General features: G+C 39.2%; 18 protein-coding genes and 2 tRNA genes. 18 read left to right on the forward strand and 2 right to left on the reverse strand.

Going from position 1 to position 23,179, the window contains the following annotated elements; genetic code table 11:
* Nucleotides 1-2 precede the first annotated feature (2 nt).
* The 15 genes from P255_RS00760 to P255_RS00830 all read left to right on the forward strand — a co-directional run bounded on the left by P255_RS00760 (nucleotide 3) and on the right by P255_RS00830 (nucleotide 20,334).
* A complete protein-coding gene (locus P255_RS00760; protein WP_004899021.1) occupies nucleotides 3-2,138 on the forward strand; it encodes a type IV pilus secretin PilQ in 2,136 nt (711 codons plus the stop codon).
* Nucleotides 2,139-2,173: 35 nt separating this feature from the next.
* On the forward strand, nucleotides 2,174-2,716 hold the full coding sequence (aroK, locus tag P255_RS00765; RefSeq protein ID WP_004754546.1) for a shikimate kinase AroK: 543 nt from the start codon (nucleotides 2,174-2,176) through the stop codon (nucleotides 2,714-2,716).
* Between the two features lie 18 nt (nucleotides 2,717-2,734).
* The gene (gene aroB / locus P255_RS00770) at nucleotides 2,735-3,820 is read left to right on the forward strand and encodes a 3-dehydroquinate synthase (RefSeq protein ID WP_004899023.1); all 1,086 of its coding nucleotides are present in this window, start codon (nucleotides 2,735-2,737) and stop codon (nucleotides 3,818-3,820) included.
* Nucleotides 3,821-3,822: 2 nt separating this feature from the next.
* On the forward strand, nucleotides 3,823-4,605 hold the full coding sequence (locus P255_RS00775) for a hypothetical protein (RefSeq protein WP_004899024.1): 783 nt from the start codon (nucleotides 3,823-3,825) through the stop codon (nucleotides 4,603-4,605).
* 485 nt (nucleotides 4,606-5,090) lie between these two features.
* Nucleotides 5,091-9,566, forward strand: a complete 4,476-nt coding sequence (gene gltB / locus P255_RS00780) for a glutamate synthase large subunit (protein WP_171063614.1) — start codon at nucleotides 5,091-5,093, stop codon at nucleotides 9,564-9,566.
* 73 nt (nucleotides 9,567-9,639) lie between these two features.
* A complete protein-coding gene (locus tag P255_RS00785) occupies nucleotides 9,640-11,061 on the forward strand; it encodes an FAD-dependent oxidoreductase (protein WP_004899027.1) in 1,422 nt (473 codons plus the stop codon).
* 136 nt (nucleotides 11,062-11,197) lie between these two features.
* Nucleotides 11,198-11,785, forward strand: a complete 588-nt coding sequence (locus P255_RS00790) for a LemA family protein (RefSeq protein WP_004899030.1) — start codon at nucleotides 11,198-11,200, stop codon at nucleotides 11,783-11,785.
* Between the two features lie 17 nt (nucleotides 11,786-11,802).
* Nucleotides 11,803-12,702 (forward strand): TPM domain-containing protein, encoded by a 900-nt coding sequence (locus P255_RS00795; RefSeq protein WP_004899031.1) that lies wholly within the window; start codon nucleotides 11,803-11,805, stop codon nucleotides 12,700-12,702.
* Nucleotides 12,696-13,256: a TPM domain-containing protein gene (locus P255_RS00800; protein ID WP_004899033.1), complete on the forward strand. Its 561-nt coding sequence runs from the start codon at nucleotides 12,696-12,698 to the stop codon at nucleotides 13,254-13,256. Before P255_RS00795 ends, P255_RS00800 begins: the two co-directional genes overlap by 7 nt.
* A gap of 256 nt (nucleotides 13,257-13,512) precedes the next feature.
* Nucleotides 13,513-13,986 carry a pilin gene (locus P255_RS00805; protein ID WP_004899035.1) on the forward strand — a complete coding sequence of 158 codons (474 nt, stop codon included), beginning with the start codon at nucleotides 13,513-13,515 and terminating at the stop codon, nucleotides 13,984-13,986.
* Between the two features lie 102 nt (nucleotides 13,987-14,088).
* Entirely contained in the window at nucleotides 14,089-15,993 is a 1,905-nt protein-coding gene (locus P255_RS00810) for a hypothetical protein (protein ID WP_004899036.1), read from the forward strand.
* Nucleotides 15,980-16,834: a glycosyltransferase family 2 protein gene (locus tag P255_RS00815; protein WP_004899038.1), complete on the forward strand. Its 855-nt coding sequence runs from the start codon at nucleotides 15,980-15,982 to the stop codon at nucleotides 16,832-16,834. The genes P255_RS00810 and P255_RS00815 overlap by 14 nt, the downstream gene beginning before the upstream one ends.
* Before the next feature lie 5 nt (nucleotides 16,835-16,839).
* Nucleotides 16,840-18,555, forward strand: coding sequence for an ABC transporter ATP-binding protein (locus tag P255_RS00820; RefSeq protein WP_004899040.1), 1,716 nt, complete (start codon nucleotides 16,840-16,842; stop codon nucleotides 18,553-18,555).
* Nucleotides 18,556-18,559: 4 nt separating this feature from the next.
* On the forward strand, nucleotides 18,560-19,459 hold the full coding sequence (locus P255_RS00825; protein WP_004899042.1) for a rhamnosyltransferase: 900 nt from the start codon (nucleotides 18,560-18,562) through the stop codon (nucleotides 19,457-19,459).
* Nucleotides 19,456-20,334 (forward strand): glycosyltransferase family 2 protein, encoded by an 879-nt coding sequence (locus P255_RS00830; RefSeq protein ID WP_004899044.1) that lies wholly within the window; start codon nucleotides 19,456-19,458, stop codon nucleotides 20,332-20,334. Before P255_RS00825 ends, P255_RS00830 begins: the two co-directional genes overlap by 4 nt.
* Before the next feature lie 13 nt (nucleotides 20,335-20,347).
* On the opposite strand, the gene P255_RS15125 is transcribed toward P255_RS00830, so the two are convergent.
* A complete protein-coding gene (locus tag P255_RS15125) occupies nucleotides 20,348-20,581 on the reverse strand; it encodes a glycosyltransferase family 2 protein (protein WP_004899046.1) in 234 nt (77 codons plus the stop codon).
* 18 nt (nucleotides 20,582-20,599) lie between these two features.
* The gene (locus tag P255_RS00835; RefSeq protein ID WP_004899047.1) at nucleotides 20,600-21,733 is read right to left on the reverse strand and encodes a glycosyltransferase family 4 protein; all 1,134 of its coding nucleotides are present in this window, start codon (nucleotides 21,731-21,733) and stop codon (nucleotides 20,600-20,602) included.
* 498 nt (nucleotides 21,734-22,231) lie between these two features.
* Here P255_RS00835 and P255_RS00840 point away from each other — a divergent pair.
* The 3 genes from P255_RS00840 (at nucleotide 22,232) to rimP (ending at nucleotide 23,178) form a co-directional block, all read left to right on the forward strand.
* Nucleotides 22,232-22,308, forward strand: a tRNA-Met gene (locus P255_RS00840).
* A 64-nt stretch (nucleotides 22,309-22,372) separates the two neighbouring features.
* Nucleotides 22,373-22,449 (forward strand) — tRNA-Met (locus P255_RS00845).
* A gap of 204 nt (nucleotides 22,450-22,653) precedes the next feature.
* On the forward strand, nucleotides 22,654-23,178 hold the full coding sequence (gene rimP, locus P255_RS00850) for a ribosome maturation factor RimP (protein WP_004899050.1): 525 nt from the start codon (nucleotides 22,654-22,656) through the stop codon (nucleotides 23,176-23,178).
* Nucleotide 23,179 lies beyond the last annotated feature (1 nt).

The following is a 23,179-nucleotide window of genomic DNA, read 5'->3' on the forward strand; positions in this document are numbered from 1 at the left end:
TAATGAAAAAATCTGTAAAAAAATTTGGGGATACGCAACGAATGAAGCCATTTATTCATCAATTTGCTTTAGGTACCGTAGCAATGGCAATGGTTCAGATTGCAAACGCTGCTGTTGCAATTACGAATGTTGTGCCTTTGCAAATTCCTGGACAGGGCACTGAAATTCGTGTCATGTTCAATGGCTTGCCACCACAACCACAAGCCTATCAGGTTGATCAGCCATCACGTTTGATTCTGGACTTTGATAAAGCAGCACAAATGCTCAAGCAAAGTTCAATTCCTGTTTCAACGACTGAGGCAAGTTCTGTAGATTTGGCAGCAGATGCCCAGCGCGCTCGCCTGACTGTTAATCTCAAAAAAGCAGGTGCATTTACCACGCGTGTAGAAGGTAATACCTTTATTTTAAAAATTAATAATGCTTCTACACCACAATTAGAAAATATTGCGCCTGCCATCATGCCACCTTCTCAAGGTGTGACTAATGTTGATTTTCATCGTGGCGATAAAGGTGAAGGGCAAGTTGTGGTTGATTTATCAAACCCAAATACGCCTGTCGATGTGAAGCAGCAAGGCAGTAAAATCGTTGTGCGTTTTCTGGGTAATAAAATTCCGACAGGATTGGCTCGTCGCTTAAATGTGAATGATTTTTCAACGCCAGTATCCTCTGTAGATGCTTTTAATGAGGGGCGCAATGGGGTCATTAACATTCAGGCAAATGGTAGCTTTGATTATATGGCATATCAAACCGATAACCGTCTAATTATTAGCGTTGCCAAAAAAGAAGCGACAACAGCAAATGCCCAGCCTCACTCAGGTCATAAATACGCGGGCAAAAAGATTTCTCTGGATTTCCAAGATATTGAAGTGCGCCGAGTTTTACAGTTGCTTGCTGATTTTACCGGCGTGAATATTGTGGCATCGGATAGTGTTCAGGGTAATATTACTTTACGCCTTAAGGATGTTCCTTGGGATCAGGCTCTCGACATTATTATGAAATCCAAGAACTTGGATAAACGTAGAAATGGTAATGTCATTTGGGTGGCTCCTGTCCCGGAGCTATTAAAATCAGAAGAAGATGCCGCTAAAGCATATGCTCAGTCTGTTAAACTCGCACCTTTACAAACTGAGACGATGCAGCTGAATTATGTCAAGGCAGCTGATGTCAAAACAATGATTGAGGATGCTAACAAAACAAAAGCGAATGGAAATTCATCTACAGATGATGGTATGCGTTCTCTCTTAAGTAGTCGTGGTTCTATTGTTATAGACACTCGTACCAATACGGTGATTATGAGTGATACCGCTGAGAAGATTGAACAGCTCAAAAATATTATTAAACAAATCGACTTACCTGTGAAGCAAGTCATGATTGAAGCGCGTGTGGTTCGAGCAACAACAAGTTTCTCTAAATCAATTGGGGTGAAATGGGGCTTTCTGTCTAATAATAGTACGAGCGTAGCCAGTAATATTGATAATGTTAGTGCCATGAACTCAGCATATAAGAGCCTAGGTTTAACAAGTGCGAGTACAAATAACTTAAACGTAGATTTGGGTGCATCTAGCTCAAGTACAGGTTCTAGCCCTGCAAGTATTGCTTTTGGTTTAATTAATACCGCTGATAGCTTGCTGACTTTAGAGCTTTCTGCATTACAGGCAGATGGTCAGGGTGAAGTGATTTCGACACCAAAAGTCATGACAGGGGATAAGCAGGAAGCGATCATCAAATCGGGTACGAAAATCCCATATTCAACCACCAGTGCGAATAATGGCACTACCACAACTTTCCAGGATGCCAATCTCGAGTTAAATGTCACTCCAAGTATTACCCCAGATGGCAATGTTCAAATGAAATTGAAGATTACCAAGGATACTGTAGGGTCATTGACAAGTGCGGGTTATGTAATTGATACCAATGCGTTACAAACCAATGTCTTGGTGAATAATGGTGAAACTGTGGTGCTTGGTGGTATTTATGAAGATACGCATCAAAATGATGTCAATAAAGTTCCATTCTTTGGTGACTTGCCTTGGATTGGTAATTTATTCAAGACGAAGACCACGAGTGATAGCAAGAATGAGTTACTGATTTTCATTACACCACGAATTGTAGATGACACTGTTTCTAGAAATCATTAATATAAAATTATTGCTGTAATTGAGAAGGTGGCTCCTTGCCAAACAAAGCATTCAATACCCTGCCAAATATTTACTTGGTAGGGCCCATGGGGGCTGGAAAGACGACTGTTGGTCGACATCTTGCAGAACTGTTAGGTCGTGAGTTTGTCGATAGTGATCACGAAATTGAACGAAAAACAGGTGCTTCGATTCCTTGGATTTTTGAAAAAGAAGGTGAACTGGGTTTTCGTCAGCGAGAACAGTTGGTCATTGATGAATTGACCAGACGTTCTAATTTGGTGCTCGCAACAGGTGGTGGAGTTGTTACTCAATTGCCAAATCGCAATGCCTTACATCAACGAGGCATTGTGGTTTATTTATTTGCACCTGTAGAAGTGCAGTTGCAAAGAACCTACCGTGATAAAAACCGTCCTTTGTTACAAGTCGAAAACCCCGAAAAACGCCTGCAAGATTTACTGACTTTGCGCGATCCTTTGTATCGGGAAATTGCACACTACGTGATTGATACTCATCAGGGTGGCGCTCGAGAACTGGCGCAAAAAATCCTGAAGGATATTGCTGTCAATTATTCAATTTAAATATTTTCTGGTTTTAATATGCAAACGTTATATGTCGAATTGGGTGCTCGTCGTTACCCGATCTATATTGGTAGTCAACTTGACCCTGAGCAGCTACTTGCACCTTATGTTTTGGGTAAGCAAGTCATGATTGTCTCAAATGATACGGTTGCACCTTTATATTTGCAGCATTATGAGCAAGCATTACACAATTTAGGTAAAACGGTTGCACATTGTATTTTGCCAGACGGTGAGCAGTATAAAAATATTGAACATCTTAATTTGATTTTTGATGCGCTATTGTCATCTGGTTTTAACCGTGATTGTACCGTACTTGCATTGGGTGGTGGTGTCATTGGCGATATGGCGGGTTTTGCAGCTGCCAGTTTCCAACGTGGCGTGTATTTTATACAAGTGCCAACTACCTTACTTTCTCAGGTAGACTCAAGTGTTGGTGGAAAAACAGGGATTAATCATCCATTAGGTAAGAACATGATTGGGGCATTTAAGCAGCCACAAGTTGTCCTTGCTGATATGGCGCAGCTGAAAACTTTGCCACCACGTGAATTATCTGCTGGTTTGGCAGAAGTGATTAAATATGCACTTTTGGGTGATGTTGAATTTTTAACATGGCTTGAACAGCATATTGATGCACTGGTTGCAGGGGATGAAACTTTACTTGCTGAAGCTGTTTATCGCTCTTGTGCCCATAAAGCACGTATTGTTGCCAATGATGAAAAAGAGCAAGGTGAGCGTGCATTGCTTAATCTGGGGCACACATTTGGTCATGCGATTGAATCTTATCTAGGCTATGGTGTCTGGTTGCATGGCGAGGCCGTTGCAACAGGGATGGTCATGGCTGCGGATTTATCATGCCGTTTAGGCTGGCTTTCAGAAGCAGATGTTGCGCGTACAAAAAATATTATTCAGCGTGCCAAGTTGCCGATAAAATGCCCTGCAATTCCACTTGATGAATTTTTATCATTTATGTCACATGATAAAAAAGTGTTGAATGGACAGTTGCGTTTAGTATTAATGCGTCAATTGGGGCAGGCAATCATTACGAAAGACTTTGATGTCGAGTTAATGCAGCAGGCAATTTTGGCAAATCAGGAAAAGGCATAAGTATGTTACAACAACACCCTGTAGAAACAACCATAATACGTCGGATTTTATTGATCGGTGGGGGAGTCTGCTTGGTGGTTGCTGGTGCTTGTTTATTTTTAATCAATACACAGCCGTTAAAACAAGCTTCTACGACACCTGTTGAAGAGGATATTCAGCCGCAGTTTCAGGCTGAAAAATTATCTACAATTCCAAATTTGGGCGTTATGGTTAATGAAGTGCGTCCATTGCAACAAACGACACGTGTAGTGGCTTCTGGTCAGCATAGTGCTGAATTTCGTGGTACACGTTTTCTTCAGGAAAATCTAAACAATAATAGTCTGGAACTTTTTATCACCAGTAAAGAGGAAATCATTCTAGATTTTCTAGACAAACGAGCAGATCGTAACAAATTTATGTATTTGCGTTTGGCTGCTGAGCATCAACCCGAGCGTTATGTTTTGCTCTATGGTGTCTATACTGGAGAGGCTGATGCTGAACAACAGTTACAGTCGTTAAATTTGGGTTTACCTAAATCGATTCACCCAAAAATAGTGCAATTTAAAGATTATACCGACTTAGTCAATGATATGGGAGCAGAAGAGCTGTCAAATCAGAAGCTGTACTCCATCGAGTTAAAGCCAGCAGTGATACCTCCACCTGCGATTGTGCCTAAAACCAGTTCGGCATCTGTTGTTGCACCTGTTTCCCATGCTTTGCAAACGACAATTACCCGTCATGATCGAGATGGGAATGTGGTGAGTGTGACCCAGTCAGCAGGTTTAGAGGCTTCAGTACCACGTTAAAATTTTAAAATGCTGCATTTTGGTGCGATTTAAAAAAATCCAACTGTGTGAAAAAAGTTCTAAAATAAGGCAAAAAATAATCAAGATACAAATAATGCACAAAAATAGTGCGTAATTTTAAGAGTATTAAAGCTGATTTATGATGTTTTTTTGATTTATTTATATGAAATATATGAACTTTATATCTTAATTGTATTGTTTGGCATATTTTTTGCTTAAATGGTGCATGAGTTGAGTTAATTGTCCTTATTTTGGAGCAAAGAGATTCAATGTGGGCGTAATAGCTTCCAGTCCAGACACGACCAAAGTGTCACGTAGAAAAAGCATATTTTTGTCACAAAAGTAATGCAAGATTAGCCTAAAAAAGGCTATTCTTGAGAGCTGTCTGCGCGCTTGCTGCGAGGTCTGAGGCCTAAGTCGCCAAGGGAATTTGAAATATGTAATGCTCATTCGAGCAATGTTGAAAAGAAGGGTACGCTATGCACATGCCATCGCCAAATACTGTAGCTCCCGCTCAAGGTTTATATCAACCTGATGAGTTTAAGGATAACTGTGGATTTGGGCTTATTGCCCATATGCAAGGAGATGCAAGTCATCACCTTGTGAAAACTGCAATTCATAGTTTAAGTTGCATGACGCACCGTGGTGGGATTGCCGCCGATGGTAAAACCGGAGATGGATGTGGCTTATTATTAGCCATGCCCAAAGCATTTTTCCGCGAAGAAGCCAAGAAACTCAGTGATGTAACTTTAAGCGAAATTTTTGCTGTAGGTACTGTTTTTCTAAATATTGACCCTGCTTTAGCGCAACATTCAAAAAATGTGCTCACCAAAGAGTTGGATGATGAAGGCTTACGAGTACTGGCTTGGCGTGTTGTGCCAACCAATACTGAAGTACTTGGTGAAATTGCATTACAGTCTTTGCCTGCATTTGAGCAAGTGATTGTAAACTGCCCAATGGGTGTGAGCGAAGTTGAATTCAACCGCAAACTGTTCATGGCACGCCGCCGTGCAGAAGAAAAATTATATAATGATGCTTCATTTTATGTGACAACATTAAGCTCAAATGTCATTAGCTATAAAGGCTTAATGATGCCAGCAGCGATTGCTGACTTCTATACAGACCTTGCTGATGAGCGTTTAGAATCTCATATTGTCGTATTCCATCAACGCTTCTCAACCAACACATTACCGCGTTGGCAGTTGGCTCAACCATTCCGTTATTTAGCACATAATGGTGAAATTAATACCATTACTGCAAACCGTAACTGGGCTTTGGCGCGTACTCCAAAATTTGAAAACCCGTTATTGCCAGGTTTAACAGAGCTTAATCCGCTAGTAAACTTGACAGGTTCAGATTCTTCAAGCCTTGATAATATGCTTGAGATTCTGGTTGGCGGTGGCATGGACTTGTTCCGTGCATTGCGTATGCTTGTACCACCAGCATGGCAAAATGTTGAAACATTAGATGCAGACTTACGCGCATTTTATGAATTCAACTCAAAACATATGGAAGCATGGGATGGCCCAGCGGGTCTGGTGATTCAGGATGGTCGCCATGCGATTTGTATGCTTGACCGTAACGGTCTACGCCCAGCACGTTGGGTAATTACCAAAAATGGTTACATGACTCTTGCATCAGAAATTGGGGTTTGGGATTACGAACCTGAAGATGTGATTTCAAAAGGTCGTGTAGGACCTGGTCAAATCTTGGTGATCGACACCGTTACAGGCAAATTGCTTGAAACCAGTGATGTCAACAACCACCTGAAAAAAATGCGTCCATACCGTCAGTGGTTACGTGAAAATGCGGTGCGTTTACAAGGTAGCCCAGAGCTTGAAGAGCATTTAAGTGATAAAGGCTTAACAGGTGACCAGCTCAAAGCAGCTCAAAAAATGTTTATGGTCACTTTTGAAGAGCGTGATCAGTTATTGCGTCCGATTGCAGAAAGTGGTCAGGAAGCTGTCGGTTCAATGGGGGATGATACCCCAATGGCGGTATTGTCACGTCAAGTGCGTCATGTGTCAGATTTCTTCCGTCAGCAGTTTGCGCAGGTAACTAACCCGCCAATCGACCCATTACGTGAATCGATTGTAATGTCGCTTGAAACTTGCATGGGACGTGAGCAAAACGTATTTGAACAAAGCCCTGAACATGCGGATCGTTTGATCATTTCAAGCCCAGTGCTTACAAATTCAAAAATGCATCAGTTGCGTACTTTAGGTCGTAAAGGTTACGAGATTGCTGATATTGACCTGAACTATCCTGAATCTGAAGGTTTGCAAGCTGCGATTACACGTATTTGTGAAGAAGCGGCGCAGGCTGTTCGTGACGGCAAAACTTTATTGGTGATTTCGGATAAGAAAATCCGTGAAGGTTATTTACCAGCCAATGCTGTGCTAGCAACAGGTGCGATTCACCATTATTTAAGCAAAACAGGTTTGCGTACCGATGCGAACTTGATTTTGGAAACTGCAGTTGCACGTGATCCGCATCAGTTTGCGGTGATCTTGGGCTTCGGTGCAACAGCGATTTATCCATATTTGGCATATGATGTGATCAATGACTTGATCGCAAAAGGCGAATTGCTCGGTGATCCAATTCACGCACAAGCCAACTTCCGTAAAGGAATTGAAAAAGGCTTATTGAAAGTTCTCTCTAAAATGGGGATTTCAACAGTTGCGTCTTATCGTGGTGGTCAATTGTTTGAAGCAGTTGGTTTATCTCGAGAAGTTGTGGATCAGTGCTTTACAGGTGTTCCAAGCCGTATTCAGGGTGCAACATTTGTTGATCTTGAAAATGACCAGAAAAAACTGGCGGATTTGGCATGGAAAAACCGTAAGCCGATTGACCAAGGCGGTATGCTGAAATTCGTATTTGGTAAGGAATATCACGCGTTTAACCCAGACGTGATCAATGCTTTACATAAATCTGTACGTTCAGGCAAATACGAAGACTTTAAAGAATATGCAGAACTGGTAAATAACCGCCCAGTGGCAACGATTCGTGACTTATTCAAGTTAAAAACCACGAACTCGATTGCACTAGATCAAGTTGAATCGGTTGAAGAAATTCTTCCGCGCTTCGACTCAGCTGGGATGTCTTTGGGTGCACTTTCTCCTGAAGCGCATGAAGCGATTGCGATTGCCATGAACACCATTGGTGGTCGTTCGAACTCGGGTGAAGGCGGTGAAGACCCTGCACGTTACGGCACGATTCGTAACTCGAAAATCAAACAGATCGCGTCTGGTCGTTTTGGTGTAACACCTGCATATTTAACTTCAGCAGAAGTGTTGCAAATTAAAGTGGCGCAAGGTGCAAAACCAGGTGAAGGTGGTCAGTTACCAGGTGGTAAAGTCAACAGCCTGATTGCACGTTTACGTTACTCTGTACCGGGTGTGACGCTGATTTCTCCGCCACCGCACCATGACATTTACTCAATTGAAGATTTGTCACAGCTCATCTTTGACTTAAAACAAGTCAATCCAAAAGCAATGGTGTCAGTGAAACTGGTATCTGAGCCGGGCGTGGGCACAATTGCCGCAGGTGTTGCGAAAGCTTATGCTGACTTTATTACCATTTCAGGTTATGACGGTGGTACAGCAGCTTCTCCATTGTCTTCAATTCACCATGCGGGTTCTCCGTGGGAATTGGGGCTGTCTGAAGCGCATCAGGCACTTCGCGTGAATGACTTGCGTGGTAAAGTACGTGTACAAACCGATGGTGGTTTGAAAACTGGCCTAGATGTCATTAAAGCAGCAATTTTGGGTGCAGAAAGCTTTGGTTTTGGTTCAACACCAATGATCGCTTTAGGTTGTAAATACCTACGTATTTGTCACTTGAACAACTGTGCAACCGGTGTTGCAACACAGCAAGATCACTTGCGTAAAGAGCATTATATTGGCGAACCAGAAATGCTCATCAACTTCTTCAAATTTATTGCTGAAGAAACGCGTGAATGGTTGGCAGCACTTGGTGTTTCTTCACTGAAAGACTTGATTGGCCGTGTTGACTTGCTTGAAGTGTTGCCAGGTGAAACAGACAAACATGCACACCTTGATTTAAGTGCATTGTTGACTTCACATCCATCGGCTGAAGGTAAAGCACAATATTGCCAAGTTCAGGGCAATGAACCTTTCGATAAAGGTGTGTTAGCTGAGAAGATGATCACTGAAACACTTCCTGCGATTGAGTCTGGTCAGGGCGGAGAGTTCTCTTATACAGTCAGCAACTGTGACCGTTCAATTGGTGCACGTTTGTCTGGCGAAATCGCACGTCGTTATGGCGATTTAAGTATGGAAGCGCATCCTGTCATCTTGAACTTGACAGGTACAGCAGGTCAGTCTCTCGGTGTTTGGAACGCAGGCGGCTTACATATCAAACTTGAAGGTGATGCCAACGACTATGTTGGTAAAGGTATGGCAGGTGGACGCGTGTCGATCTTCCCACCAAAAGGTTCACCATTCCAGACACAAAATACCGCAATCATTGGTAACACTTGCTTGTATGGTGCAACAGGCGGTAAGTTGTTCGCAGCAGGTACTGCGGGTGAACGTTTCGCGGTACGTAACTCAGGTGCGTTTGCGGTAATCGAAGGTGCAGGCGACCACTGCTGTGAATATATGACAGGCGGTATCGTCACTGTACTGGGTAAAGTGGGTCATAACTTCGGTGCAGGTATGACAGGTGGTTTTGCTTATGTCCTTGACCTTGACAATGACTTTGTAGACTACTATAACCACGAGTTGATTGACTTGACTCGTATTTCAACCGAATCGATGGAAGATCATCAAGAGTTCTTGCTTCGTATTCTGGATGAGCATATTGCTGAAACAGGTAGTGCTTGGGCGTATAAGATCCGCAATGAATTTGATTTCTACAGTCGTAAGTTCTGGTTAGTGAAACCAAAAGCTGCCAACTTCCAGACTTTGTTGAAAAAAATGAAAGCTGATCCTCAATAATTCCACTACTCAAGATTGACAGGTCGGTGTGATTAACCAGGTAGGTTATTCACACTTGCCCACGGAGAGAACAATGGCAGAGCGCCTAAATAATGACTTTCAATTTCTGGATGTAGCACGCCAAGATCCAGAGAAAAAAGATATTACTGTCCGCAAAGCAGAGTTTGTGGAAATTTATAAGCCATTTACTGCGGAAGTTGCCCAAAACCAAACACACCGTTGTTTAGGTTGTGGTAACCCGTACTGTGAATGGAAATGCCCAGTGCATAACTATATTCCGAACTGGTTAAAGCTGATTTCTGAAGGTCGTATTTTCCAAGCGGCGGAATTGTGTCATCAAACCAATACTTTGCCAGAAGTTTGTGGTCGTGTTTGCCCACAAGACCGTTTGTGTGAAGGAGCATGTACCCTCAATGACGGTTTTGGCGCAGTGACCATTGGTAACGCTGAAAAATATATCAATGATACCGCCTTTGCTTTGGGCTGGCGTCCAGATATGTCCAGTGTGAAATGGACTGACAAAAAAGTTGCCATTATTGGTGCAGGACCAGCAGGTTTAGGCTGTGCGGACATTTTAGTGCGCAATGGTGTAAAACCTGTTGTATTTGACAAGCGCCCTGAAATTGGTGGTTTGCTGACTTTTGGTATTCCAGAATTCAAAATGGAAAAAGATGTAATGAAACGTCGTCGTGAAATTTTCCACGGCATGGGCGTTGATTTCCGCTTAAATACCGAAATCGGTAAAGATGTTACGATTGATCAATTACTTGAAGAATACGATGCTGTGTTCATGGGCATGGGAACCTACACTTATATGAAAGGTGGTTTCCCTGGTGAAGACCTTGAAGGTGTGCATGATGCGCTTGATTTCCTAATTGCTAACGTTAACCGTTGCCAAGGCTGGGAAAAAGATGCGGCTGAATACATCAGTATGGAAGGCAAGAAAGTTATCGTACTGGGTGGTGGTGACACCGCGATGGACTGTAACCGTACTTCGATTCGTCAAGGTGCAGCCGAAGTCACTTGTGCATACCGTCGTGATGAAGCGAACATGCCAGGTTCGCGTCGTGAAGTGAACAATGCGCGCGAAGAAGGTGTAAACTTCCTATTTAACCGTCAACCAATTGAAGTTGTTGGTGAAAATGGAAAAGTAACAGGCATTAAAGTTGTGACAACGCAATTAGGTGAGCCTGATAGCCGCGGTCGCCGCAGCCCAGAACCAGTACCTGGTTCAGAAGAAATTCTACCTGCAGATGCAGTTCTGTTGGCATTTGGTTTCCGCCCAAGCCCAGCTGACTGGTTTGATGATGTAAATATTTCGATGGATGGTTCAGGTCGTGTGGTTGCTGTTGAACAGCAGGAATTCAAATTCCAGACTTCAAACCCGAAAATCTTTGCAGGTGGTGATATGGTGCGTGGTTCTGACCTTGTCGTGACTGCGATTTGGGAAGGTCGTCAGGCAGCAGAAGGTATTCTGGATTATCTTGATGTTTAATCAGCATCAAATCTGAATATCATCAAAACCCCAATTTCGATTGGGGTTTTTTGTATCTATAAAAAAGTAGCTGCCGATAAAATAATCACATACAATAAATTGAAAATATCAAATAACAATAATACGGATATCACATATGAGCTTAATCAAACGAATGGTACTGACCATCTTACTTACCACAACACTATTGGTTTCAGGCTGTGGTTATAACAGCTTGCAGGCCAAAGATGAGGCGGTCAATGCGGCATGGTCAGAAGTTGAAAATCAGTATCAGCGTCGTGCCGATCTTGTGCCAAATCTGGTCAATGTGGTGAAAGGTTATGCCACGCATGAAAAAGACGTTTTAGTTCAAGTCACACAAGCACGTGCCAGTGTGGCCAGTTTAAAAATCGATGCGCAAACCTTACAAGACCCAGTCGCTTTTCAAAAATTCCAACAGGCGCAAGCTCAACTTGGTTCAGCGCTTTCACGTTTAATTGCAGTCTCAGAAAACTATCCTGATTTAAAAGCCAATCAGCAATTTTTAGATTTACAGGCGCAACTCGAAGGAACTGAAAATCGCATAGCAGTCGCGCGTAAACGCTATATTTCAACTGTGCAGGATTACAATACGTATGTACGCCAGTTCCCACAATCATTAACAGCAAAAGTGATCGGCATGAAAACGCGCCCTAACTTTAGTGCTGAAACAGGGGCAGATAAAGTACCAACAGTTTCATTCTGATTGAGAAGGTGGTTACGATGTTGCAGATCAGCCGCATATTGTGTTTATGGATGCTTATATGTTGGAGTAGCCAGCTCCTTTGGGCCGATAATTCTGCTGCATCTGAAGTCAGTACAATTGCCTTACCTGTACTGGATCAGCCTGTAATTGATCAGGCTCACGTATTGACAGCTACAGAGCAGCAAGCCTTAACCCAAAAAATTTTGACGGTATATCAGCAGCAGAAAGCGCAAATAGGCATTTTGATTGTTCCAACAACGGGGCAGCAGGACATTTTTGATTACGCCATGCGTGTTGCTGAACAGTGGAAATTGGGGCGAAGCCAGCAAGACAATGGTTTACTGATGGTGGTCGCGATCAATGATCATCATATACAAATTCTGACAGGTTATGGTTTGGAAGGTGTTCTACCCGATGTTGTGCTGAGTCGAATTATCCGCGAGCAAATGACGCCACTATTTAAACAGCAACAATATGCAAAAGGTATTCAGGCGGGGTTGGATGAGATTATTCAAATTTTAAATCAAGACCCAGAACTTGCGAAGCAAGCCGCAAACCAGTTAAAGCAACAGCATGCAGAAGCACTGCTTAAACAGCAATCCTATACAAAAATGCTATCTTATGTTGTGGTGATTCTTATTGTGGGCGTAGTGGCATCATTGATTGTTGGAGATGGGATCAGTGCAGTGTTGGCTGCAGTTGCAACCGTTATTGCAGGTTGGGTTGCGAGCGTGGGGATTTTAATGAGCTTAGCAGCTGGAGTAATTGTATTTTTTCTACTCATTACTTCTCTGGCACAGCTTATTTTCCAGTTGGGATTGTCCATGGCAGCAGGTGGGACAGGCCCACAAGGTGGTGGGCGTTACCGAGGTGGTGGCGGTGGTTTTGGTGGTGGAGGAGCATCGGGTTCATGGTAATACAACTCAAGCGAACAGCTCATATTGTAACCTCGGAGAGATCTTTGCCTGCCTCGCGAAGCCTCAGACGTTGGTTGAAACATCTTTTTTATGTCTCAATGCGTTCTGAGTATTTTTCTGTGAAGGATCGTGCGCAAATTACCCGTATGGTACAGCAGGCAGAGCTAGGGCATAGCGGAGAAATTCAGGTGGTGATTGAGACTAAGTTGCCCAGTCATTTGGCTTATCGGTACACGACTTATAGTCGAGCATGTCAATTATTTGCTGAGCTAGGTGTTTGGGATACTGCATTGAATAGTGGTGTACTCTTGTACTTGAATTTATGTGAGCGGCGGATCGAATTGCTTTTTGATCGTGGGTTACAGCAAGCTGCTTCTCAGGAAATGTGGAATCAGATTTGTAATCAAATGATTGAGCTGATTCAACATGAGCAATATTTGAAAGCCATACAAATTGGAGTCCAGCAGATCGGGAAAATTTTACAATATTTTTATGCTCAGCAACCTGTTGTGACAAACGTGAATGAATTGGGAGATGAGCCTATTTTGTTGTGATTTTTTATATTTTGGTTTGATTTTAATCAAAGCATAAGAAAATAAGGTATTAACTGACAAAAAATGTCACTTTTTGTCTTATGTATGTTGCGGAAATGTTAGATTTGAATGCTTAAAAATAAAATAAAAAAATTAAACCTTTTAAAATCAAAGCTATTAAAAAATTGGCATAGTCTGTGCTATGATTAGTGCACAAACAAATTGTATAAGTAAATTATACAAACAAAATAACTTCCATGATTTCCGGAGAATGTTGATGAACGCTCAAAAGGGTTTTACTTTAATTGAATTGATGATCGTTGTTGCGATTATTGGTATTTTGGCTGCGATAGCGATTCCTGCATATCAAAGCTACATTGCTAAATCTCAAGTCACTCGTGCCGTAGCTGAATTGGGCGCATTGAAAACTGCTTATGAAGACTGTTTAAATAATGGTCAAACAGCGACTAACACATGTCAGATTGGTTGGACAGGTTCTAACATTCAAAAATTATTAATTCCAGCGAGCGTAGCTGTTAAAACATCTGCACCAACAAATGCTGGAACCGCATTATCAACAACTGGTGCTATTGAAGGTCAATTTGATGCTACTAATGGTGGCGCTTCTTCTACGTTAAACAATAAGAAAGTTCAGTGGAACCGTACAGCTTCTGGTACTTGGACTTGTACTACAGATGCTGATAGTAAATATGCTCCAGTTGGTTGCCCAGTTGGCGGTACAGTTAGCTAATTATTGGTTAACATAAAAAAGAGTGCTTCGGCACTCTTTTTTAATTGCAGTAACTTTTTGGCATTATATACTGACGGCATTCATTTCAGAGGAATCTGCTATATGCAAGCCTTGCAAAATAATAAATTAATATTGAGTATTTTTTTAGTTTTAACTGGGGTGGTGTATTGGATTTATAGTCAAGGGTTTACAGGAGCTTTTTATTTTGATGACTTTCGCCCATTAGGAAATTTGCAACAGGTACATGATTTTCAAACAGGATTGCAATATATCACTAATGAAACTTCAGGACCTCTCGGTCGACCCGTTGCCATGTTGAGTTTTTTACTTAATGTGGGAGATTGGCCTGATTATCCGCAAAATTTTTTTAGAATTAATACAATTATTCACTTGTTGAATGGATTAATCATCTATTTCTTAAGCTTGAAATTATTTAAACTTGTTAAGCCACAGTCAAAATATCAGGCTTTATTTGCGCTATTTACCAGTTTTTTTTGGCTTGTTTTACCTTTAAATGTTTCGACCTCTCTTATTGCTGTTCAGAGGATGGCAAGTCTGTCAGCAACTTTTGTTTTTTCAGGCGTATTGGCTTATTTGTATGCGCTGGATTATCAGGCTCAGCATCTAAAGAGAGGGCAATGGGTTGTTTATGTAGTTATTGCTATTTTTAGCCTACTTGCAATGTTTACCAAAGAAAACGGCATGTTATTGCCTTTATTTTTATTTGTGGCAGAAATTACTTTATTTAAACATCAAACAGAATATCAACATGGACGAAAATTACGTTTAGTTGTATTGGGTGGATGTTATTTTATTATTTTGGCTTATTTGGGGAGTTTACTGCCTCATATTGCAAATGCATATGTAGACCGTCCATATACATTTATCGAGCGTATTTCTACTGAACCTCAAATTTTATTAGATTATTTACGTTTACTATTTATTCCTGACATTTTTTCTTATAATCCTTTTCACGATAATTATCCAACCAATAGTTCTCTATTTGCAACATTTTATAGCAGTTTGAGTGCGGTGTTCTGGTTGGCCTTAGTCATTTTAGCTGTGGTTTTTAGACATAAGTTTACTGTTTTTAGTTTTGCTATTTTATGGTTTTTAACAGCACATATTTTAGAGTCAACGATTGTTCCGCTCGAATTATATTATGAGCATCGTAACTATGTTGCCACGTTTGCTGTGTGTTTTTGTGTCGTATATTTAGTTACCACGATTCACGGTAAAAAATCTCAAATTTTTATGGCAACATTGCTTTCAGGATATTTAGTTATTTTAGCAGGTTGCTGTTATTTAGTGACAAAAACATGGGGTAATCAGCACTATGCTGCTTATGCTTGGCAATACAATCAAAAAGGTTCGATGCGAGCCACTGAACATTTGGCACTCAAACTTTTGGCAGATGGTAATAAACCTGATGCACTGATGTTTGTCAAAGAAAATACTAAGAATTGCCCTGATTGTTTGAATTCTTATGTGCAACAGATGGTGATAGCTTGTTCAATGAATCTAAATAGTAGTGTACAAAGTGCACGCCAATATCTGTTGCAATACAATCGACCACTCCGCTCTGTTGCAGGTTTGCCTTCAACTTTATCGAGTTTATTTGATATGGTAGAAAATAAGCAATGTAAATTGGTTGATTTGCAAACCTTGAAACAACTCAATCAAAAGTTCTTGCAAAGCCCAAAAGGTGGTATCAACACAGGCAATCATGTCGGCCTACATAATAACTTGTATATGATTGCAGTAGCGGAGAAAAATATTTCTGAACAAGAGCGTCAAATTAACCAGATGTGGATGCTCTCTCATGCTCCTTGGTTAGCTAATCTAAAATTAGAGTGGTTATTGCAGCAACATCAATATGATAATGCAATTTATTTTGTACAAAAGGATCTATGCACTTTGGCGGAGAATTCGACATCGCCATTAGAACAAAGTTGTTTGCAAGCGCCAAATAAAATTAAAAGAGCAATGATGAATGGTAAAAACTAGTGTTGTTCTTCCTGCTAAAAATGAAGCTGGTGCAATCGGTCAAACTATTGAGCAAATTTTGGCGCTACAGCTTGTTGATGAAGTGATTGTGGTTAATGATGGATCGTCGGATCAAACTTTGCAAGTCGCAGAACAAGCGGGAGCAAAAGTGATCTCACATCCATATTCGAAAGGGAATGGTGCTGCGATTAAAACAGGTGCTCGCCATGCTCAGGGTGAGATCATTATTTTTATGGATGCGGATGGTCAGCATGACCCTGCAGATATTCCAAAATTTATTGAAAAATTAGAACAAGGTTATGATCTGGTTGTGGGTGCTCGTCAAAAAGGGTCACAAGCCAGCCTCGGACGTGGTTTTGCCAATGCTTTTTATAATAAGCTTGCAACTTATATGACCGAACATCAGGTCGAAGATTTAACCTCAGGTTTTCGGGCTGTGAGAGCTGAAAAGTTTCGTGAGTTTTTATATCTATTACCCAATGGTTTTTCTTACCCAACAACCAGTACTATGGCATTCTTTCGTGCTGGGTACTCTGTAACCTATATTCCGATCCATGCAGCAAAACGTATTGGTAAAAGTCATATTCGTTTATTACGAGACGGTACACGTTTTGTACTCATTATTTTTAAGATAGCTACATTGTATTCACCTCTAAAAATGTTTCTGCCTATTGCTATTTTATTGTTTATGATGGCAACAAGTTGGTATGGTTATACATTATATGAATATAGCCGCTTTACTAATATGAGTGCTCTATTATATACGGGGAGTATTATGGTTTTTCTGATGGGACTTATTTCAGAACAGATTACTAGCCTTATGTATAAAGATAGCGAATAATTAAGATGTTGGATATTATTTATCGTTTGTGGAAAACTTTAACTCAATTAGAAAAAAGAAAATTTGTTATCGTTCTTGTTTTAACTATTTTAATGGCATTTTTAGAAACACTTGGTGTAATTTCAATTATGCCGTTTTTAGCCGTTCTTTCTAGTCCTAATATTATTCAAAATGATCAAAAGTTTTATTATTTTTATGAGCTTTTAAATGCTAAATCTTATACTAATTTTATTATTAAATTAGGCTTGGTTTCAATGGCGTTGATTATTCTGTCAGCTATTTTTAAAGTGATTCATTCTTATGGAACAAGTCGCTTTGTAAGTTTGCAGCGCCATTATTTATCGACTCGATTACTTTCGATATATTTAAAACAAGATTATGAATTTTTTATTCAAAAAAATAGTTCGGAACTAACAAAAAACATCCTTTCACAGATTGATCAGCTGGTTGATAATATTATTCAGCCTATCATGATCATAATATCTTATGGTCTAGTTATTTTTGCTATGATTATGTTAATATTTATACATAATCCATATATAGCAATCACTGCATTTACCTTGTTTTTAATGGTATATGTTTTAATTTATTTAGGTGTAAGAAAATTTTTAGGTCGAATTGGTCAGGAATTTCATTATGCGAATAGTGAACGTTATAAAGCTTGTAATGAAGTCTTGGGCGGTATCAAAGATGTTAAAATTAACCATGCAGATCAAGGGTATTTAAAACATTTCCAAGAACAATCTCGAATTTTTGCAAGACATTTAGCAGCCAATCAAACCGTGGGGAATGTTCCCTTGTTGTTGGTTGAAGCAATGGGGTATTGTGCAATTATTGGCTTAGCAATAGGCTTAGTATTAAATAATCAAAATATTTCTACAATATTGCCATCATTGGGCTTATTTGGTTTTGCTGCATATCGCATGTTGCCTGCAGCACAAAATATTTATCGTGCAATATCAAGTATGCGTTTTTCTTTAGATTCAGCCAATAAAATATTAGATGATTTGTACTTGCCTACTCAATTAGATCAAAAGCAGCATTACCCACAACTTAGCTTTAAACATCATATTGAGCTGCGAAATGTAAGTTATGCTTACCCAAGTGACCCACATAAAAACGTATTAGAGAATTTTAGCCTTGTTATTCCTTGTAAGAGTAGTATTGGAATTATTGGAAAAAGTGGTTCGGGTAAAAGTACACTGATGGATATATTGCTCGGACTCTTAGAACCACGGCAGGGCGAGTTATTGGTAGATAGTATTATTATTAATAAAACCAATGTGCATTCGTGGCAGAACTTAGTTGGCTATATTCCTCAATTTATTTACTTAGCAGATGATACCGTCGCTCAAAATATTGCGTTTGGTGTTCCAAAACATAATATTGACATGAATGCTGTTATAAAAGCTGCAAAGGCAGCACAAATTCATGAGTTTATCGTAAATAACCTAAAAGATGGTTATGATACTTTTGTGGGTGAGCGTGGGGTGATGCTTTCTGGTGGGCAGCGTCAACGTATCGGGATCGCTCGGGCTTTATATAGAGATCCTCAAGTCTTATTTATGGATGAAGCAACTAGTGCTTTAGACACAGAAACAGAGCAGGCGGTAAATGAGGCAATTCAAGGATTGAGCGGGGAAAAAACGATGGTGATTATTGCACATCGAGAGAGTGCAGTAAGAGATTGTTATCATTTAATTCACCTTTCTAATACTTAAATTTATGAATAAAAATAATATTTCTGTAATTACGGTAACATATCATCCTGATCTAATATTATTGGAGCAGCAATTGAATCAGCTTACTGAGTGTCTGTGGGTGATTGTCGATAATGGTTCGAAAGTAGAAGAAATAAAACAGATAGAGAGCTTAATTCAGTATAGAAACAATTGTACGCTAATTAAAAATGTATCAAATCAGGGGTTGGCGAAAGCATTGAATACGGGAGCATATTATATAAATAAAAATTTTCAGAATATAGAGTTTCTATTATTATTAGATCAGGATAGTGTTTTTGAGAAAGAAGCAATAAATATATTGAGAACTGCTTTTTTACAATTAGAAGCCCAAAATAAACAGGTGGGATGTGTTGGCCCAAGGCTAATTGATTTTAAAACTAAGCATCAGCATGGATTTCATTATATGAAGCATGGGCTGTGGAAAAGATCCTATCCATTAGAAAAAGAAACTAGGCCAATTCAATGTACCAATATTAATGGCAGTGGAACATTTATGCGCTTGCATGTATTTTTAGGATTAGGTGGTTTAAGAGAAGATTTCTTTATTGATCATATTGATACAGAATGGTCATTTCGTCTTTTGGCTGCTGGTTATGAATTGTACGGAATCCCTCAAGCAATTTTTGATCATCGTATGGGGGAAGATAGTTTTAGATTCTGGTTATTGGGCTGGCGAGTTTGGCCTTTACGATCACCTCTACGTCATTATTTTTTATTTAGAAATACAATCAAATTATTAAAGCTACCCTATATTCCATTAACTTGGAAATTTTGGGCGTTAATAAAAATGAAAATTACATTCATGGTATATTTAACTTTTAACCGTCAAAGAATAAAACAAATGAATATGATGCTTAAAGGTATAAGGAGTGGGCTAAAATGATGAAAATTGGTGCAATAATTGTAACTTTTAATCCAGACGTTGATAATTTGAGTGGGCTTATTTCAAGGTTATTACTTCAAAATATAAAAATTGTTATAGTCGATAATGGCTCTAAAAGTTTTAACTTGGTTACTAATAATTATGAGTTAATTAGATTAAATGAAAATAAGGGGATTGCTTCTGCACAAAATATAGGAATTCAGTATCTTTTGAGTGAGGAGGTGGATTATATTATTTTTTTTGACCAAGATAGTGAAATAGATAATAAATTTATAGGTAATTTATTTAATGAATTTTTATATATTAAGAATAATATTGATTCAAAAATATTGGCTATAGGACCTAGATTATACAATGAAAATAATGATTACTTTTATAAAATTACAAATGTAAATTTCTGGGGTTTTAGAAAACATCTAGATGTTTCTAATATTTCACAGTCAGTTGAGGCGACTATTATTATTTCATCTGGTTCATTAGTAAGTGTTAAAGATTTATTAAAAGTGGGATTTATGCGTGATAATTTATTTATTGATTATGTTGATATAGAATGGTGCTTTCGAGCAAAAGGTATGGGGTTTCACTGCTATGTTGCACATAATGTTATTATGAAACATCGAATAGGTGATTATGATTTGAATATTAATAAATCTCCACGGTCAGTTCACTCAGCTTTTAGGAAATATTTTCAAATACGTAATGCTATTTTATTGTTAAATATATCCTCAGTTCCTAAACTGTTTGCATTAAAAGAAATTTTGGGGCATATCTTATTCTCATTAAGGCTTATTTATTTAATTAAAAAATCACGAAGACAATATAGTATTGCTTTGTTAAAGGGAATAAGAGATGGTTTGAGAGGTATTTTCTTATAACAATGTTTCTAAGTTACATATTCCACTGAATAAAGGATGAACCGGAATTTTTCGTATTGTAAATAATATGAGAAACTTTAGGGTGATTACGATATAGTTCGATTATATCTCTGCTTTCATCAGTCGAGCAGTCATCTAAAATAATAATCTCAAAATTTTGATAAGTCTGCTTTAAGATGCTATCTAGACGAGCATGTAGGAATTTGTGGTGATTATAGTTTGGAATAATAACAGATACTTTTATCATAAAAATCTCTCTGAAAGATTAGGAAAAAATAGAGTTGTTAATTTTATTCCCCATATTTTTCCATGAAAAATTAGCAGCATAGTGTATACATTGCTGTTTTTTTAACACTGGATTTAATAATGAAGCAATAATTGCCTGTGAAAGGTCTTCATAATTTTGGTGATTAATTAAATATCCTGATTCCCCATTTGAAACAGCATCAACAATGCCACCTGTCGCAAAAGCAATGGTCGGTGTGCCATGTGCTGCGGCTTCTATAGCAACCATGCCAAAACCTTCAGGGTCATGAGGAATATGTTTTACTGGAAAAACGTGTAGATCTGCCAAATAGTAAAAATTTGCCAGTACATCATCATCTCGAATGTTGCCAGTAAATATAATATTGTTCGTTAGCTTATGTTTTTTTGCTGTGGTTAAAATCAGCTCTTTAGATTGCAAATTCTTATTCAGTGATTGGTTTGGAGTGTCACCAATAATAATTAAAACAGTATTCGGTAGAGCCTTCACTACTTTTGATAAGCATTGATCTATAAACTCGTTCATGCCTTTACGTTCGGTCAGTCGGCCTACAGAAATCAAAACTTGTTTATCGTTTAAGTTGTATTTTTCTCTAAGAGTTTGAATGATCTTTTCATTTTTATGCTTTGGAGGATAAGAGACACCAGGGTGAATAATGCTTATTTTTTCTTTTGAAATATTTTTTTGAATACAGAGTTGGTATGTTGGGCTACTGTTAGCAATTATCTGATCGGCCTGACGTATAAATGGAATCCAACACAGATTATAGATCTTGTTGTTTGTACCTATATCTAGACCATGTATATAAACAATACTTTTTTTTCTAAAAACTTTAGCCAGTATGACGACTATGGGGGCAGTCAGCCCACTTCCTGCAAATAAAGTATCTGTTGGTTGTGTCATGCAAATCCAGAAAGCACGTAAAAAGCTAAGAATAAGGAAAAGAGGGAGTGGGCTTAGAGGGGCTTTATAGAATTTTACATTTTCAGGAGCTAATTTTTTTGCTGCTGAGTGGCTAATAATAGTCACTTTATTTTGTTTAGATAACTCATCTGCAATATGCCAGTTTAAACGCTCCATACCACCGACTAGAGGGGGTAAATTTCGAGTGATAATAAGAATATTATTATTCATCTTGGCACAATTAAAATTAGAGTCATGCAATTATATAGAATGAATTGATAGGTGAGAAAGCAATAACTCGAAAAAGATAAAACCCGAGCAAGCTCGGGTTGAATATCTTGGTCAAACGTCCAGTTTAACTACATCCTTTGTTTGTCTCTCCATTGACAACTCAGCATACAATCCATGTGTGAACAAATCCTTTGTTCATTTCCATTTGCTGATGGCGCTATATTAATTGCCCGCATAAAATTACAGTAGACGCAAAAACCGTAAAATAATGTAAGTATTTTCTTACAAAGTTGGATTTGTTGATCTGCTTTTAGCTCTTGTGATTGAATTCTGTATAGCTTAAAGATTGATATTGCATAAAAAATGTCAGGTTGAAGTACATTGCAATAAAAAAGTGCAAAATTGCTTGCGTATAGGGAGGGTCTTCTATACAATGCGCCAATCGGTTGTAAACTGATAGTTAAAACTTACTTTAAACCAGAAAGTAAGTTATGTTGATGCGGGATGGAGCAGTCTGGTAGCTCGTCGGGCTCATAACCCGAAGGTCGTTGGTTCAAATCCAGCTCCCGCTACCAATCAATAAAGTATGCAACTTTATTGAAGCTAAAGTTAAATTTAGTTAAACTATTGCATCGTTAATGCGGGATGGAGCAGTCTGGTAGCTCGTCGGGCTCATAACCCGAAGGTCGTTGGTTCAAATCCAGCTCCCGCTACCAAGATTCTTTCGAGAAGGCTCACAGACAGGTGGGCCTTTTTGCACAATGGGCTTTGCTCGTTGTGACAGATGGGGCGAATTAACGCCCTTTTTTATTGGCGATCGTGTAGTGTCGACATCAATTGGTCAAAAAACCGTGTTTCACTACTAAAGGTTGTATCGGTGGTTCACCGATTGTTGTATTGCACAAAAATGACGAGAGTACATGAAACTATCAAATAAAACCCAAGCGTTACAAGATCTAATCGCACCAGCAGTTCATGCTTGTGGCGTTGACCTTTGGGGAATTGAATTTCTACCTCAAGGTAAGCGTTCTTTATTACGCATCTATATTGATAAACCAGTCGATGAAAATGCAGAACCTGTCATCAATGAAGATGGTGAAGTTGAGCATGGTCGTGGTGTCGGTGTAGAAGACTGTATCCGTGTAACCCAGCAGGTCGGTGCAATGCTGGATGTTCATGATCCTATTTCAGGTGAATATGCACTTGAAGTGTCTTCACCAGGTTGGGATCGTCCATTTTTTCAATTGGCACAACTGCAAGATTATATCGGGCAACAAGTGGCTTTGCGTTTAATCAGTGCTGTTGATAATCGCCGTAAATTTCAGGCAAAACTGGTTGCGGTGGATTTAGACGCGGAAACCATTCAGGTTGAAGTGGAAAAACAGCAGGTACTGGAAATCGATAGTCATAATATCGACAAAGCAAACTTAGTTTATCAAGACTAAA

The organism is Acinetobacter brisouii CIP 110357, from assembly GCF_000488275.1.
In the GTDB taxonomy this organism is placed as follows: domain Bacteria; phylum Pseudomonadota; class Gammaproteobacteria; order Pseudomonadales; family Moraxellaceae; genus Acinetobacter; species Acinetobacter brisouii.

Coding starts and splice junctions, on each gene's coding strand:
- P255_RS00760 (WP_004899021.1), top strand. CDS start 3: ATGAAAAAATCTGTAAAAAAATTTGGGGATACGCAACGAATGAAGCCA.
- aroB (WP_004899023.1), top strand. CDS start 2,735: ATGCAAACGTTATATGTCGAATTGGGTGCTCGTCGTTACCCGATCTAT.
- P255_RS00775 (WP_004899024.1), top strand. CDS start 3,823: ATGTTACAACAACACCCTGTAGAAACAACCATAATACGTCGGATTTTA.
- gltB (WP_171063614.1), top strand. CDS start 5,091: ATGCCATCGCCAAATACTGTAGCTCCCGCTCAAGGTTTATATCAACCT.
- P255_RS00785 (WP_004899027.1), top strand. CDS start 9,640: ATGGCAGAGCGCCTAAATAATGACTTTCAATTTCTGGATGTAGCACGC.
- P255_RS00790 (WP_004899030.1), top strand. CDS start 11,198: ATGAGCTTAATCAAACGAATGGTACTGACCATCTTACTTACCACAACA.
- P255_RS00795 (WP_004899031.1), top strand. CDS start 11,803: ATGTTGCAGATCAGCCGCATATTGTGTTTATGGATGCTTATATGTTGG.
- P255_RS00800 (WP_004899033.1), top strand. CDS start 12,696: ATGGTAATACAACTCAAGCGAACAGCTCATATTGTAACCTCGGAGAGA.
- P255_RS00805 (WP_004899035.1), top strand. CDS start 13,513: ATGAACGCTCAAAAGGGTTTTACTTTAATTGAATTGATGATCGTTGTT.
- P255_RS00810 (WP_004899036.1), top strand. CDS start 14,089: ATGCAAGCCTTGCAAAATAATAAATTAATATTGAGTATTTTTTTAGTT.
- P255_RS00815 (WP_004899038.1), top strand. CDS start 15,980: ATGGTAAAAACTAGTGTTGTTCTTCCTGCTAAAAATGAAGCTGGTGCA.
- P255_RS00820 (WP_004899040.1), top strand. CDS start 16,840: ATGTTGGATATTATTTATCGTTTGTGGAAAACTTTAACTCAATTAGAA.
- P255_RS00825 (WP_004899042.1), top strand. CDS start 18,560: ATGAATAAAAATAATATTTCTGTAATTACGGTAACATATCATCCTGAT.
- P255_RS00830 (WP_004899044.1), top strand. CDS start 19,456: ATGATGAAAATTGGTGCAATAATTGTAACTTTTAATCCAGACGTTGAT.
- P255_RS15125 (WP_004899046.1), bottom strand. CDS start 20,581: ATGATAAAAGTATCTGTTATTATTCCAAACTATAATCACCACAAATTC.
- P255_RS00835 (WP_004899047.1), bottom strand. CDS start 21,733: ATGAATAATAATATTCTTATTATCACTCGAAATTTACCCCCTCTAGTC.
- rimP (WP_004899050.1), top strand. CDS start 22,654: ATGAAACTATCAAATAAAACCCAAGCGTTACAAGATCTAATCGCACCA.